Annotated in this window: 12 protein-coding genes and 2 pseudogenes; 7 read left to right on the forward strand and 7 right to left on the reverse strand. The window is 67.6% G+C overall.

The window, feature by feature from the left end; genetic code table 11:
* Nucleotides 1-72: 72 nt before the first annotated feature.
* Complete coding sequence (locus tag FYM52_RS12155; protein ID WP_154164284.1) at nucleotides 73-993, forward strand: EamA family transporter; 921 nt, start codon at nucleotides 73-75, stop codon at nucleotides 991-993.
* Between the two features lie 256 nt (nucleotides 994-1,249).
* Nucleotides 1,250-3,868, forward strand: a complete 2,619-nt coding sequence (locus tag FYM52_RS12160; protein WP_154164285.1) for an EAL domain-containing protein — start codon at nucleotides 1,250-1,252, stop codon at nucleotides 3,866-3,868.
* A gap of 127 nt (nucleotides 3,869-3,995) precedes the next feature.
* Here FYM52_RS12160 and FYM52_RS12165 read toward each other — a convergent pair.
* Nucleotides 3,996-4,358 (reverse strand): annotated as a pseudogene (locus tag FYM52_RS12165) (aldolase/citrate lyase family protein); the annotation flags it as partial.
* Between FYM52_RS12165 and FYM52_RS12170 the strand changes: the two are divergent.
* Nucleotides 4,350-4,622: pseudogene (locus FYM52_RS12170) on the forward strand (LysR substrate-binding domain-containing protein); the annotation flags it as partial. The pseudogenes FYM52_RS12165 and FYM52_RS12170 sit on opposite strands and share 9 nt — an antisense overlap.
* 78 nt (nucleotides 4,623-4,700) lie before the next feature.
* Nucleotides 4,701-5,876 (forward strand): diguanylate cyclase, encoded by a 1,176-nt coding sequence (locus FYM52_RS12175; RefSeq protein ID WP_231907249.1) that lies wholly within the window; start codon nucleotides 4,701-4,703, stop codon nucleotides 5,874-5,876.
* Between the two features lie 26 nt (nucleotides 5,877-5,902).
* Here FYM52_RS12175 and FYM52_RS12180 read toward each other — a convergent pair whose 3' ends face one another.
* The 3 genes from FYM52_RS12180 to FYM52_RS12190 all read right to left on the reverse strand — a co-directional run bounded on the left by FYM52_RS12180 (nucleotide 5,903) and on the right by FYM52_RS12190 (nucleotide 9,328).
* Nucleotides 5,903-6,934, reverse strand: coding sequence for a patatin-like phospholipase family protein (locus FYM52_RS12180; RefSeq protein WP_154164287.1), 1,032 nt, complete (start codon nucleotides 6,932-6,934; stop codon nucleotides 5,903-5,905).
* Between the two features lie 191 nt (nucleotides 6,935-7,125).
* A complete protein-coding gene (locus FYM52_RS12185; RefSeq protein ID WP_043385845.1) occupies nucleotides 7,126-8,214 on the reverse strand; it encodes a tartrate dehydrogenase in 1,089 nt (362 codons plus the stop codon).
* Between the two features lie 160 nt (nucleotides 8,215-8,374).
* Nucleotides 8,375-9,328 (reverse strand): MBL fold metallo-hydrolase, encoded by a 954-nt coding sequence (locus FYM52_RS12190; RefSeq protein WP_043385842.1) that lies wholly within the window; start codon nucleotides 9,326-9,328, stop codon nucleotides 8,375-8,377.
* Between the two features lie 305 nt (nucleotides 9,329-9,633).
* Between FYM52_RS12190 and FYM52_RS12195 the strand changes: the two genes are divergently transcribed.
* Nucleotides 9,634-10,506, forward strand: a complete 873-nt coding sequence (locus FYM52_RS12195; protein ID WP_154164288.1) for a tripartite tricarboxylate transporter substrate binding protein — start codon at nucleotides 9,634-9,636, stop codon at nucleotides 10,504-10,506.
* A gap of 62 nt (nucleotides 10,507-10,568) precedes the next feature.
* Nucleotides 10,569-11,510 carry a LysR substrate-binding domain-containing protein gene (locus tag FYM52_RS12200; protein WP_043385839.1) on the forward strand — a complete coding sequence of 314 codons (942 nt, stop codon included), beginning with the start codon at nucleotides 10,569-10,571 and terminating at the stop codon, nucleotides 11,508-11,510.
* Nucleotides 11,511-11,572: 62 nt separating this feature from the next.
* Here FYM52_RS12200 and FYM52_RS12205 read toward each other — a convergent pair whose 3' ends face one another.
* From FYM52_RS12205 to FYM52_RS12215, 3 genes are all read right to left on the reverse strand, one after another.
* On the reverse strand, nucleotides 11,573-12,019 hold the full coding sequence (locus tag FYM52_RS12205) for a GatB/YqeY domain-containing protein (protein WP_043385836.1): 447 nt from the start codon (nucleotides 12,017-12,019) through the stop codon (nucleotides 11,573-11,575).
* A gap of 156 nt (nucleotides 12,020-12,175) precedes the next feature.
* The gene (gene rpsU, locus FYM52_RS12210; protein ID WP_003052999.1) at nucleotides 12,176-12,388 is read right to left on the reverse strand and encodes a 30S ribosomal protein S21; all 213 of its coding nucleotides are present in this window, start codon (nucleotides 12,386-12,388) and stop codon (nucleotides 12,176-12,178) included.
* Between the two features lie 191 nt (nucleotides 12,389-12,579).
* Nucleotides 12,580-13,857, reverse strand: a complete 1,278-nt coding sequence (locus tag FYM52_RS12215; protein ID WP_154164289.1) for an NAD(P)/FAD-dependent oxidoreductase — start codon at nucleotides 13,855-13,857, stop codon at nucleotides 12,580-12,582.
* A gap of 158 nt (nucleotides 13,858-14,015) precedes the next feature.
* On the opposite strand from FYM52_RS12215, the gene FYM52_RS12220 reads away from it, so the two are divergent.
* Complete coding sequence (locus FYM52_RS12220; protein ID WP_043385831.1) at nucleotides 14,016-14,510, forward strand: acyl-CoA thioesterase; 495 nt, start codon at nucleotides 14,016-14,018, stop codon at nucleotides 14,508-14,510.
* Nucleotides 14,511-14,694: the final 184 nt, after the last annotated feature.

Raw genomic sequence — 14,694 nt, forward strand, 5'->3', positions numbered from 1 at the left:
TGCGGCCGGGCAGGGCCTGGCCGGGTGATACTCATGCCTTGGTTTTTGCGTGCGTGCACAGGTGTCCTCTCTATGTCTTTGGCTTCCCCCCTCCCTTCTGCCGGCATGAGCCAGCGTGACTGGCTCAGCGCCCTGGTCGTCATCGTCGTCTGGGGGCTGAACTTCGTCGTCATGAAGTGGGGCCTGGCCACGCTGTCGCCCCTGCTGCTGTGCGCGCTGCGCTTTGTGGCGGCGTCCTTGCCGTTTGTCTGGTTCGTGCGGCGCCCGCAGGCGCTGCCGTGGTGGCTGCTGGCCGTCTATGGGCTGGTGCAGGGGGTGGGCCAGTTCGGTCTGCTGTTCACGGGCATGAAGCTGGGTATGCCGGCGGGCATGGCCTCGGTGGTGCTGCAGGTGCAGGCCTTCATCACCATGCTGCTGGCGGCCGCCTTCATGGGCGAAAAGCCGCAGCGCTGGCAGTGGTGGGGCCTGGTGTGCGCGATCGCCGGGCTGGCGCTGATCGGTGCCGCTCACGGCGACAGCCCGGCCGAGATGACGCTGGCCGGTTTTCTGATCACCGTCGGGGCCGCCGCCATGTGGGCCAGCTCCAACCTGCTGACGCGCAAGGCCGCACAATACGGGGCCTACACCCCGGTGGGCTTCATCGTCTGGACCAGCCTGTTCCCCATCGTGCCGCTGCTGGCGCTGTCGGTGGGGGTGGACGGGGTGGATGCCGTGGCGCAGCAGCTGCAGGGCATCGGTTGGCGCGAGCTGGGCGTCATCGCCTATCTGGCGCTGCTGTCCACCTTGTTGGGCTATGGGCTGTGGACGCAGTTGTTGCAGCGCTATGCGGCCAGCACCGTGGCCCCGCTGTCCTTGCTGGTGCCAGTCATCGGCCTGCTGTCGGCTTTGCTGCTGCTGGGCGAGCGTCCCACCATGTGGCAATCGGTGGGCACGCTGGGGGTGCTGGTCGGCATGGTGGTCAACCAGTTTGGCGGCCGCTGGCTGCGGCGCTGATCGCCGGCACGCGTTGCCGTATTCACCCTTCCAGCCTGGCGGCCTGCGTGCCCCGGGCTTTTTTTGTCCCCCGCAAGGCACGGCGTGGGGCCTGCCCAAGCGGCAAATCCGACTGTTTCATACTGTTGCTCACAGGTGGTTCGTCCTTATTATGGAGCCCTCAACCGGGGAGGCCGCTTCGGGCACCTGCACGCAGGGGCCTGGTGACAGGGCTCGCAACAAAGACAAAAAAACCAACAAACTCAAGGAATTGGCGATGCGAGAAGAATCGAACGACGGGCTGCCCGAAGCAGTGCAGCGCACCCAGTTCCAGGCCCTGGACCGGGTCATGGCGATGGCCAGCTTCGACCTGGACGGGGTGCTGCGCCATGCCAATCGCAATTACCTGCAGCTGCTGGGCCTGCCGCAGGACCAGGCCCTGGGTCGCAGCCACCAGAGCTTTTGCACAGCCGCACAGGTGCACAGCGGCGCCCATGCCGCGCTATGGAGCCAGCTGCGCGCTGGCCAGGCCCATTCGGGCGTGGTGGAACGGGTGCGCAGCGATGGCAGCAGTTGCTGGCTGGAAGCCACCTACACGCCCGTGTGCGATGCCCAGGGCCAGCTCACGCAGATCCTGAAGGTGGCCACCGACGTCACGCAGCGCCACCTGCAGGAACAGGCCCACCAGCAGCACCTGGAGCGCCTGTCGCTGGTGGCCGATGCCAGCGATGCGGCGGTCATCATCAGCGACAGCCAGTCGCGCATCGTCTATGTGAATGGTGGCTTCAGCCGCATGTTCGGCTGGACCCAGGAGGAGGTGCTGGGCCAGGCACCAATCGCCTTGCTGGCCCCGCAGATGCAGGAAACCTTCACCGAACAATACCGCTCGGAGCTGCGGGGCGGCAAGCCGGTGTGGAGCGAGGAAATCGTGGTGGGCAAGCAGGGCCAGCGCTACTGGGCCAAGGTCACCAGCAACCCCGTCATCAACGACCAGGGCGTCTGGAGCTGCACGGTGTCCGTGCTGACGGACATCACGCGCTCCAAGATGCACGAGGCCCTGCAGCACCGTGTGCTCGAGGCCATGGCGCGCGAGCAGCCGCTGTCCGAAGTGCTGGACATGGTGTGCCTGGAGGTCGAGCGCATCGCGCCGGAGGTCACGGCCTCCATCCTGGAAGTCGATGCGCAAGGCCTGCTGCACCCCCTGGCCAGCCCCAGCCTGCCAAGTTCATATTCCGCGCTGCTGGATGGCGTCGCAATCGGGCCCGAGGTCGGCTCCTGCGGTACGGCGGCGTGGCGCAATGCCCCGGTGCTGGTGACCGACATCGCGACCGATCCGCTGTGGAGGGATTACAAGCACCTGATCCTGCCGCTGGGCTACCAGGCCTGCTGGTCCACGCCGATTTGCGGCACCGCGGGCAAGCCCATCGGCACGTTCGCGTTTTACTACCGCGATGCGACGGCGGGCGTGGCCTCGGCCTACCACCAGCAACTGGTCGATGCCTGCACCCATTTGTGCGCCCTGGCCCTGGAGCGCGAGCACACCCGGGCGCGCATTCGCCAGCTGGCGTTCTACGACGGCCTGACCGGCCTGCCCAACCGCAGCCTGCTGCAGGCCAATGCCGACCAGGCCATGGCCGCCGCGGCGCGCAACGACGAGCAACTGGCCGTGCTGTTCATCGACCTGGACCGCTTTAAGCAGGTCAACGACTCCATGGGTCACCCGGCCGGTGATGAGCTGCTGCGCGTGGTGGCGGCGCGCCTGCAGAAAGTGCTGGGCCCTGGCGATATCGCCGGCCGCCTGTCCGGCGATGAGTTTGTGGCGGTGCTGCCGCAGTGCGATGCCGAGCGTGTCACGAACACCATCGAGCGCCTGCAGGAGCAGCTGGCCGAGCCCCTGGTGCTGGCCGACAACGCGCTGGCCATCTCCGCCAGCATCGGGATTGCCATGTTCCCCGCCGATGGCCGCGACATGGAGACCCTGCTGCACCGCGCCGACATGGCCATGTACCAGGCCAAGAGCAGTGGCCGCGGGCGCTTCAGCTTCTTCAGCAGCGAGATGAACCGCCTGGCGCAGGAGCGCCTGGCGCTGGAAAACGCCTTGCGCAAGGCGCTGCAGGGCGGTGAGCTGCGCCTGCACTACCAGCCGCAGGTGGACCTGGCGAGCGGCCAGCTGTACGGGGTCGAGGCGCTGGCGCGCTGGACGCACCCGCAGCTGGGGGAAATCTCCCCCGCGCGCTTCATCCCGCTGGCCGAGGAGTGCGGCCTGATTGCCGACCTGGGCCGCTGGGCCGTGGGCGAGGCCTGCCGCCAGCTGGCCGCGTGGCGCACCCAGGGGCTGGCGGTGCCAGCCGTGTCGGTCAACCTGTCGCCGTCCAGCTTCCACAACCTGGACCTGCCGCGCATGATTGCCGACACCCTGGACCGCCACGCGCTGGCACCCAAGGACCTGACGCTGGAGCTGACCGAAAGCATCCTGCTGGACACCAACCCCAGCACCATGAAGACCATCGAAGAGGTCCATGCCCATGGCGTGCGCCTGTCCATGGACGACTTCGGTACGGGCTACTCCAGCCTGAGCTACCTGCGCCGCTTGCCGGTCAGCGAACTCAAGCTGGACCGCAGCTTCGTGGCCGACCTGGAGCACGACGAGGCCGCACGCGCACTGAGCAGCGCCATCCTGGGCATCGGCCAGAGCCTGCGCCTCACCGTGGTCGCCGAAGGCGTGGAAACCCCGGTGCAGAACATCATGCTGCGCGAGCAGGGCTACCCCGTGGCCCAGGGCTTTCTGTTCGCCCGGCCGCTGGCCCCGCAGGATCTGGAGCGCTGGCTGGTGGCCCGCATGGCCCCCGCGCAAGCCAGCGCCGACCAGCCGGTGCACGGCGAGGAATCGGCATAAAAATAGCTGTTGGCGCAGGTGTGGACTGCGCCAACAGCTATGAAATTCGGGGCATTCCCGGTGGGTTCTATTCACCTGCAGGGTGCCGCCCAGCCGTCCAGCCGTCCAGCCGTCCAGACGCCCGGTCTCAGTAGGCCGCGCCGGGCGTGGCCGGGGCCACCACCGTGGCGCCGGCAAACTGGGTGCGCAGCTTGCGCGCGGCGTTCACGAACATCAGCATGTCCACGCCCACGGCCACAAAGCTGCAGCCAAGTTGAAGGTAACGCTGGGCCAGCACCGGGTCCGAAGTCAGCGTGCCCGCGGCCTTGCCGCTGGCGATGATGGTTTGCATCGCGCCTTCGATGGCGGCCTGCACCGCGGGGTGGCCCGGGTTGCCGCGGTGGCCCATGGAAGCCGCCAGATCGGCCGGGCCGATGAACACGCCGTGCACACCGTCCACGGCGCAGATGGCTTCCAGGTTGGCCAGGGCTGTGGTGGTCTCGGCCTGCAGCCACCGGCCGACATCGTTGAGACCGCATCCTTCCTGTCGCAGCTGACCTTTGTGCACCAGCGGGGTGCCGTGGCCTTCATGGCGCGCAGCGTGGCCCGCCACCATGCGGCCCTGGGCACGCTGGCCGTGCTGGACCTGGCCGTGCCGATCGAGTTGCCCCCCGTCGGCCTGATCACGCTGCGTGGCCAGCCGCCGACCCCCACCACCGTGCTGCTGCTGGAGTGCCTGCGCGAGGTGGCCGCGACGCTGCGCACCGGTGATTGAGCGCCTGGCGGCGCCGGCCAGCCGGGCATCTGCGCCACAATGGCTGCGGTGCACAATGAGCACCCACACGCGTTTTCCATGACACCCAGCCTCCCACCTCCGAAGAAAAACGAGGGCCCTCTCTTGTGGGGGCCCGAATCGGCCTCGCCCCTGGTCAGCGAGGCAGCGCATTTCGAGCGCTGGCGCCGCCGCACCTGGCAGTTGCACCTGTCGGTGGCGCTGAGCCACCTGTATGCGCTGGCGCTGTTCCTGGGCCATGCCTGGGCCGGCTATGCGCCGCTGCGTGCCGTGCTGTGGTACGGCCTGTGGATTGCCGTGGGCATGGCCTTCATCACCTGGGCCTATGCCAGTGGCTGGAGCCAGAAGCGGCGCGATCCGGGCTTGTTCCTGGAGCACCAGCTGATGTCGATTTCCGGGGTGCTGGGGCTGCTGGTGGTGGCCCCGCAGGTGGCGTTCCAGGCCCTGGTCATGCTGCTGGTGTTCAGTGCCGATGGTTTTCTGGCACGGCGGCGCACCAGCTTTTGGCTGACCTGGGGCCTGACCCTGGCCCTGGTGGCCGTGGTCATCTGCTGGCGCGGGCCACAGATGCGCATGGTCACCGATACCCTGGCCGGCCAGTTGCTGACAGCTGCCGTGATGCTGGGCGCGGTGGTGCGCTGCAGCATGCTGGTGACCTATTTCCGCGGCATGCAGTACCGGCTGAGTGCCAGCAACCAGAAGCTGGCGGCGGCCCTGGCCCACATCGAACAACTGGCGCGCTACGACGAGCTGACCGGCGTGGCCAACCGCCGTGGTGTGCTGGAGCGGTTGCACCTGGCGCTGGAGGGCGTGCAGCGCCACGGCACGCCGCTGAGCATTGCCCTGCTCGATATCGACCACTTCAAGAGCATCAACGACCAGTACGGACATGGCTGTGGCGATGCGGTGCTGCGTGCCTTCGGCAGCCTGCTGTCGACCGAGATGCGTGCCATCGACGTGGCCGGGCGCTACGGTGGCGAGGAGTTCCTGCTGGTGCTGCCGGAGACCGACATTCCGCAGGCCCTGGTGCTGCTGGAGCGCCTGCGCCAGCGCACGCAGGACATGCCTTGGGACCGCCTGGTGGACCAGCCCGTGACCGTGACCTGCACTGTGGGTGCCACCCAGTACCAGCCCGGCGAGCCGGTCGAGGCCGCCATCGCCCGCGCCGATGCCGCCATGTACAGCGGCAAGGCCCTGGGGCGCAACCGCGTGATCATCGACGGCATGGGCGGCTGAGCCCGGTGGTTTGATTCAGAACCGGATCAGGGAGCGGTGCAGGCGGCGTCCAGCCCTGCCATGCCGGCCAGCTTTTGCAGGCGTGAGCGCTGGTCCAGGCAGGCCTGGCGCTGGGCCGCGGCGGCCTGCTGCTGCGCGGTGTGTGCGGCCTGGTCGCGCTCGGCCTGCAGCTGGGCGATGCGCTGGCGGATCTGCGGCATGGCCGCCAGGGCGGCCTTCTCGCCTTCCAGGATGGCGCTGGCACGCTGGCTGAAGTCGGCTGCGCCGATGTCCAGCACCTGGGGGCGGATGACCACGTCGGCGCGCTCCAGTTCGGCCTGGCCCAGCTTCTGGCCCATGATGGCGATGGACTGGTTCAGGGTGCCCAGCATGTCGCCCGGCGTCTTGCCGCGGGCCTTGCTGGAGATGTCCACGGCGATCACCACATCGGCCCCCAGCTGGCGTGCGGCATCGACCGGCACGGGGCTGACGACGCCGCCGTCCACATAGTGGTGCTTGCCGATGCGCACGGGCTGGAACACGCCCGGCACGCTGCTGGATGCGCGCACGGCCTGGCCGGTGTTGCCGCGGGCGAACACGGTGCGCGCGCCATCCTCCAGCCGCGTGGCCACGGCCACGAAGGGCTTGGACAGCTGCTCCAGCGGTTTGCGCTGCACCTGCTGGTTCACATAGTCTTCCAGCTTCTGGCCCTGCACCAGGCCGCCGGACGACAGCTGCAGGTCGCGGATCTTGGCCTCGTCCAGGGACACGGCCTTTTCCTGCAGCTCAAAGGCATTCATGCCGCTGGCATACAGCGCACCCACCACGCTGCCGGCACTGGTGCCGGAGACGACGGCCGGGGCGAAGCCATTGGCCTCCAGCATCTTGATCACGCCGATGTGGGCAAAGCCCTTGGCGGCGCCGCCGCCCAGCGCGATGCCGATCTTGAGCGGCGCCGAGGGCGGGGCGGAGGTCGTGGTGGCGGGGGTGTCCGCAGTGCGGGGAGGAAGGCTGCCGCAGGCCGTGAGGGCGGTGAGGCCCAGAATGACACAGGGGCGCAACAGGGCGGTCAGGCGCATGCCGGAAAGTGGGGAGGTTGCTGAAGCGCAAAGTGTATCGACCCACGCAGCGCATCGGGGCGGTATGGCTTTCGGGGCTCACCTTGTGGTGATGAATTTACATAAAAAAGCACTCCAGCGCAGGTGCAGTGCGCGTGGAGTGCTTTGTTTTCAGGAGCATTCGCTGGCCCGGGCTGGGGCCAGCGGCGGTCTCACGCCTGGGCGATGGCGGCGGCGATGGCCTGGCCCACCTCGGTGGTGCTGGCCGTGCCGCCCAGGTCGGGCGTGCGTGGACCGGTCTTGATGGTGCGCTCGATGGCGGCCACGATGTGGTCGTGGGCCTGGCGCCAGGCGCCTTCGCTGCGGCCCAGGAAGTCCAGCATCAGCGCGCCGGACCAGACCATGGCGATGGGGTTGGCGATGTTCTTGCCATAGATGTCGGGCGCCGAGCCGTGCACGGGCTCGAACAGCGAGGGGAAGGTGCGGTCGGGGTTGAGGTTGGCCGACGGTGCCAGGCCGATGGTGCCGGTGGTGGCCGGGCCCAGGTCGGACAGGATGTCGCCGAACAGGTTGGTGGCGGCGACCACGTCGAAGCGGCCTGGCTGCAGCACGAAGCGCGCGGTCAGGATGTCGATGTGCTGCTTGTCCAGCGTGACTTCGGGGTAGTCCTTGGCTACATCGTCGGCGCGCTGGTCCCACCAGGGCATGCTGATGGCGATGCCGTTGCTCTTGGTGGCCAGGGTCACGTGCTTCTTGGCGCGGCTCTGGGCCAGATCGAAGGCGTACTTGAGCAGGCGGTCGGCGCCTTTGCGCGAGTACACCGACTCCTGGATGCAGATCTCGCGGTCCGTGCCCTCGAACATGATGCCGCCCAGGGCCGTGTACTCGCCCTCGGTGTTCTCGCGCACCACGTAGTAGTCGATGTCACCGGGCTTGCGGCCGGCCAGGGGGCAGGGCACGCCTTCGAACAGGCGCACCGGGCGCAGGTTGATGTATTGGTCGAATTCGCGGCGGAACTTGAGCAGCGAGCCCCACAGCGAGATGTGGTCGGGCACGGTGGCGGGCCAGCCCACGGCGCCGAAGAAGATGGCGTCCATGCCGGACAGCTGGGCCTTCCAGTCGTCAGGCATCATCTGGCCGTGTTCGGCGTAGTAGTCGCAGTGGGCCCAGTCGAAGTGGTGGAACTCCAGCGGCAGGTTGAAGCGCTGGGCGGCCGCTTCCAGGGCGCGCAGGCCCTCGGGCATGACTTCCTTGCCGATGCCGTCGCCGGCGATGACTGCGATCTTGCGGGGTGTGGACATCTCAAATCCTTCTGAAATTCTGTCAACGGGATGCGGCATTGTTGAGTCAGACTGCGCACCATGCAATCCGCAAAATGTGCGTTGATTGTTTACGTAGTGTGCGCAATTGCGGCATCAAAAAGCCCCGGCCATGGCCGGGGCTGCCGCGGGGGATGGCCGCTCAGGCGCGCGGCACCCAGTCGTAGCCCGGGCCTGCAGCGCGCAGGCGTCCCAGGGCCGGCATGGGGAAGTGGTAGCCGCCCACCCAACCCCCTTCCTGGGCCAGGCGGCCCAGCAGGGCGTGGCGCGTGGCCCGCGCTTGCTCGGGGTTCATGTCGAACTGCACCTGCCAGTCGGGGTGCTTCACGAACAGGGCCGGGTAGTGCGCCACGTCACCGATGAAGGTGAAGCGTTCGCCACCCGATTGCACGGCGATGGCCGTGTGGCCCGGGGAGTGCCCGAACGCGGCCACCGTCTCCAGGCCGGGAGCAATCGCGCTGCCGGGCGCAAACAGCTTTAGCTGTGCGGCGGGGTAGCCGTCGAAGACGCGGCGCACCGCCCGGAAGCCGCCGCGTGCGGCTTCCGGGGTGGCGTTCATGCGGGCGTCGTCCAGCCAGTGCGCGGCCTCGGGCTGGGGCACATAGACCGTGGCCTGGGGGTAGACCAGGCTGCCATCCTTGCGCCGCAGTCCGTTGATGTGGTCGCCATGCAGGTGGCTGATGACCACGACATCGATGCTGGCCGGGTCGATGCCGGCCGCCTGCAGGTGGCGGTGCAGCTGTCCGGTGCCCGGCGCACCGTTGTCGCCAAAGCCGGTGTCCAGCAAATAGCGCTTGCCATGCAGGTCGACCACGAAACAGGTGTAGGGCACGTCGATGTGCGTGGTCGGCAGTCCGGCGGCCGCCAGGGCGGCCTGCACCTCGGCCAGCGGGGCGTTCTTGACGAAGCCGGCATCCAGGGGGCGGCGGGTGACGCCATCGCTCACGGCCGTCACCCGGGCCTGTCCGATGGTCTGGTGCTGGTAGCCCAGCGCGGCGGTGTTGGTCGCGGCAGGGCGGCTGGCGCAGGCGGACAGCCAGCTGGCAGCGGCCAGGCTGGTGGTGCTCAGAATCCAACGGCGGCGATTGACGTGCATGAAACCTCCTGGGGTATGTAGTGATGGAAGGGCGATGGCGCCACCCTGTGTGTAGGGCGCAGCCTTGGCGACAGCGGGTGAGGGCAAATCCCAAAGCACAAATGCCTGGCCAGGCCGGACATTCGGCTTCCTGGTCCCTGCGCTTTCAAGGAGTTCCGATGGACAAGCACCGATCACCGTCACCCGCAGTTTCTACACTGAACCGCCGCCGCACAGGGGCAATAGCCCTGCTGGCCGGCATGCTCGCCTGCGGCACCGCCGCCTAGGCCCAGGCGCCGGGCGCCTATCCCAGCAAGAGCATCCGCATGGTGATCCCTTTCACGCCGGGCGGCTCGGCCGACATCCTGGGTCGCGCCATGGGGCATGAGCTGACTAAGGCCTGGGGCCAGTCCGTGGTGCCGGAGAACGTGGCCGGTGCGGGTGGCAGCATTGGCGCCGACCGCGTGGCCAAGGCGGCCGGCGATGGCTACACCCTGCTCATGGGGCATGTGGGCACCCTGGCCATCACGCCCTCGCTGTACTCCAAGCTGCCCTATGACCCGGTGCGTAGCTTCACCCCGATCGCCTGGGTGGCACGCGTGCCCAACGTGCTGGTGGTCCACCCCACGCTGCCGGTGACCGACCTGCCGTCTTTCATCGCCTACGCCAAGGCCCACCCGGATCAGATCAACTACAGCTCCGGCGGCAATGGCAGCGCGGCGCACATGACCATGTCCTACCTGGCGCAGCAGACCGGGGTGCGGATGCAGCATGTGCCCTACAAGGGCACCGCCCCGGCGGTCAACGACCTGGTCGCCGGCCAGGTGCAGGCGCTGTTCACCGGCATTCCCGCAGTGCTGGCGCAGCTCAAGGCCGGGCAGGTCAAGGCCCTGGCCGTGTCTTCGCCGCAGCGCGTGGCCATCCTGCCGCAGGTGCCCACGGTGGCCGAGGCGGCCGTGCCGGGTTTCGAGGCCGACCAGTGGTATGGCATCGTCGGCCCGGCTGGCATGCCCAAGGCCGTGGTGGAGCAGTTGAATGCGCAGATCAATGCCTCGCTGCAAAGCCCGGCCATTCTGGAGCGCCTGCAAAGCGAGGGTGCACAGCCCATGCCCAGCAGCTCCCAGGTGTTCGGCGAGCTGATCGCCAAGGACCTGGAGCGCTGGCGCAAGGTGATCCAGGACAGCGGCATGAGCCTGTAGGCGCGCCGCGTCCTGCCTACAATCGGCCGTTTTGTGGAACGGAGACGCCCATCGTGCACACCATGCCCGCGCCGGAAGACCTGCGTGTCTTCATCACCGTGGTGCGCAAATCCAGCTTCGTGGCGGCGGCCACGGCGCTGGAGGCTTCGCCCGCCTATGTGAGCAAACGCATCCGCCTGCTGGAGACCACCCTGGGGGTCAAGCTGCTGCACCGCAGCACACGTCGCGTGGTGGTGACCGAGGAGGGCGAGCGCATCTTCCTGTGGGCGCAGCGCATCCTGGACGATATGGAGCACCTGCTGCAGGAAGCCCAGATCACGCGCCGCGAGCCGCGTGGCCTGCTGCGGGTCAGCAGCAGCTTTGGCTTTGGCCGCAACGTGGTGGCACCGGCGTTGTCCCAGCTGGCGCTGCGCTACCCGGGCCTGCAGCTGCGGCTGGAAGTGTTCGACCGCCTGGTGGATGTGGCGGCCGAGGGGCTGGACCTGGATGTGCGCGTGGGCGACGAGATCGCGCCGCACCTGATCGCGCGCCACCTGGCGGACAACTGCCGCGTGCTGTGCGCCGCGCCCGCCTACCTGCAGCGCCGCGGTGTGCCGCGCAGCGTGGACGAGCTGGCCGCCCACGACTGCCTGGTGATCAAGGAGCGCGACCACCCGTTTGGCGTGTGGAAGCTGCGCAGTGGCGCCCAGGAGCGCAGCGTGAAGGTGACCGGGCCGCTGTCCACCAACCATGGCGAGATGGCCGTGCAATGGGCGCTGGACGGCCATGGCGTGGTGCTGCGCTCGCTGTGGGATGTGGCGGCCGAGCTGGCCGCCGGGCGCCTGGTGCAGGTGCTGCCCGACTGGCAGCAAAGCGCCAACATCTGGGCCGTGTACCCGACGCGGTTGGAGCGCTCGGCCAAGGTGCGCGTGTGCGTGGAGTTTCTGCAGGCCTTCTTTGCCCGCACGCAGCCAGCCGGGATCAAGCAGGCCATGCAGCAGGTCGTGCAAGCTGCCCAAAAATAAAGGGTGTGGGCGCACAGCGGCACCCACACCCTGGAGCAGTCCGCGCCCAGCGCGGTCCGCCATTACTTGCTCAGCGCGGCCTTCACGGCGGCGGACACTAGGCCCATGTCGGCCTTGCCGGCCAGCTGGGCCTTGACGGCACCCATCACCTTGCCCATGTCGCCAGGGCCGCTGGCGCCCAGCTCGGCCACGATGGCTTGCACGGCGGCGGTGATCTCGGCCTCGCCCATGCGTTCGGGCAGGTAGACCTTCAGCACTTCCAGCTCGGCCTTTTCCACATCGGCCAGGTCGGCACGGTTGGCGGCTTCGAAGGCGGCAATGCTGTCCTTGCGCTGCTTGATCAGCTTGTCGACGATGGCGATGACGGCGGCGTCATCGAGCTCGATGCGCTCGTCCACTTCCTTTTGCTTCATCGCGGCCTGCAGCAGGCGGATGGTGCCCAGGCGCGCGCTGTCCTTGGCGCGCATGGCGGTCTTCATGTCTTCGGTAATCTGGGCTTTCAAGCTCATACATCTCTCCTGGGTAGGGCGCCGTGGCCGCTGCTGTGAGGGCCTGGCACCGAGAGGTCACTGCGTCCGGGCAGTGGCCAGAAAACAAAAAACCCGCGCCTGGCGTCCCGAGCGCGGGTTTGCGGCGTTTGACGGCCGACTGATCCTAATCGACGATTAGTACAGCTTCTTGGGCAGTTGCATGCTGCGAACGCGCTTGTAGTGGCGCTTCACGGCAGCAGCCTTCTTGCGCTTGCGCTCGGCTGTGGGCTTTTCGTAGAACTCGCGAGCGCGCAGGTCGGTCAGCAGACCCAGCTTTTCGATGGTGCGCTTGAAGCGGCGCAGGGCAACTTCATAGGGTTCGTTTTCTTTGACGCGGATGGTAGTCATTCAGTTTCCAGATATATCTGTGCTGTCAGCGGGTTCTCGGGAAGATCGGGCCTGAGAGCCATAAGCAGCGGTTGTTCCCCGTCTCTATTAACTAGTATGGCCGACGGGGATATGCCAGCAAAGTCGAGCATTATAACGACTTTTGGAAATGTATCTGCAGTGGCCGCTTCGCCCACTGGCGGACTGGGGCTTCAGGCCTGCGCGGCCTGCTGCTGCGCCATGGCCTGGGCGCAGGCAAAGGCACTGGCCCAGGCCCACTGGAAGTTGTAGCCGCCGAGCCAGCCGGTGATATCCACCACCTCGCCGATGGCGTACAGGCCGGGCTGGGTCTTGCATTCCATGGTCTGCTGCGACAGCGCCTGGGTGGCGATGCCGCCCAGGGTGACTTCGGCCTTCTTGTAGCCTTCCGAGCCCGTGGGTGTGATCTCCCAGCGGCTCAGTTGCTCGGCCAGCTTGCCCAGGGCCTTGTCGCTGGCCTCGTTGATGGGGCGCTGCAGCTCGGGCTGCTGACTGACCCAGGCTTCGGCCAGGCGCGCGGGCAGCAAGGCCGCCAGTTCGTTGACCACCAGCTTGCGCGAGCGGGCCTTGGCCTGTTGCAGCAGCGCGGCCAGGTCGGTGCCGGGCAGCAGGTTGATCTGCAGGGGCGTGCCGGCTTTCCAGTAGCTGGAGATCTGCAGCACCGCCGGGCCGGACAGGCCGCGGTGGGTGAACAGCAGGTCTTCGTGGAAGCTCATGCGTTCCTTCTTGCGGCCGGTGCTGATTTCCACCGGCAGGGCCAGACCTGCGAGCTGGGCGTAGGGCTGCCAGGCCGCGCCGTCAAAGGTCAGCGGCACCAGGCCGGGGTGGCGTTCCACCAGCGGCAGCTGGAATTGCTGGGCGATGCGGTAGCCGAAATCCGTCGCGCCGATCTTGGGGATGGACAGGCCGCCCGTGGCCAGCACCAGGCGCGGCGCGCGCACCACGCCCCGGTCGGTGGAAATTTCATAGCTGCCGGCGCTTGCTGCATCTGCGCTGGAAGGCAAAAAGCTGATTTTTTTGACGGCGCAGGGCTGCCAGTGCGCGACCTGGCCGGTGGCGCACTCGGCCAGCAGCATGCGGATGATGTCCTCCGCGCTGGTGCTGGCAAACAGCTGGCCCTTGTGCTTTTCCTCGTAGGCAATGCCGTGCCGCTCCAGCAGCGCCATGAAGTCGGCCGGGGTGTAGCGCGACAGGGCCGAGCGGCAGAACTGTGGGTTCTGGCCCACGTAGTGCTTGTGCGGCGCGCGCACGTCCAGGTCGCGGTTGGTGAAGTTGCAGCGCCCGCCGCCGGAGATGCGGATCTTCTCGGCCACCTTCTCGGCGTGGTCGATCAGCAGCACCTTCAGGCCCGCCTGCCCGGCCTGCGCGGCGCAGAACAGCCCGGCCGCGCCGGCGCCCAGGATAATGGCGTCGAAGGCGGTGGTGGCGGGCAGGGCAGGGGCAGCAGTCATGGGGCGGCAAGTACGTGAGTGGGGGCCAAAAAAAGCAACGCCCATCACACAGACGGGCGGCCCCTGCAGTGTAGCCAAGCGGTCAAGCCCCGCAGGGGCCGCGGGTTGCCCGGCGGCTGTCGTGCCACTGCCACCATCCGTTCCTACAATCCACCGCCATGAACTTGCCTGCACACCAACTCAGCATGACGGTGCTGATGACCCCTGACATGGCCAATTTTTCCGGCAATGTGCACGGGGGCGCAATCTTGAAGAAGCTGGACGAAGTGGCCTACGCCTGCGCCAGCCGCTATGCCGGTCGCTACTGCGTGACGCTGAGCGTGGACCAGGTGATGTTTCTGCAGCCCATCCATGTGGGCGAGCTGGTGACCTTCCTGGCCAGCGTGAACTACACCGGCCATTCGTCCATGGAAATCGGCATCAAGGTGATTGCCGAAGACATCCGCACCCAGGTGGTGCGCCATGTGAACAGCTGCTTTTTCACCATGGTGGCGGTGGACGATGCGCGCAAGCCCGTGCCGGTGCCTGCGCTGCAGACCGAGACCGAGGAGCAGCAGCGCCGCTGGCAGGCGGCCTTGATCCGCAAGGACATGCGCAAGGAAGTGGCCCAGCGCTTTGCCGAAACCCGCCAGGCCTCTTCGACCGTGGTGTGATTCCCGGCGCGCTGCGCCCGATGCACAAGCAAAAAGCCGTGCCTGTGGGCACGGCTTTTTGCATGGGGGCTGGGGGCGTGCCGCTGGCGCAGGGGGCAGGCATCAGCCGGGGCCCATGCTGGCCAGGACCACGCGACCCCAGCGGTTGGTGGCGCACTGAGCTGTGTTTAGAAGCTTTCCCAGT

The sequence above is a fragment of the Comamonas sp. CAH-2 genome (genome assembly GCF_009668305.1).
GTDB classification, from domain to species: Bacteria; Pseudomonadota; Gammaproteobacteria; order Burkholderiales; family Burkholderiaceae_C; genus Comamonas; species Comamonas aquatica.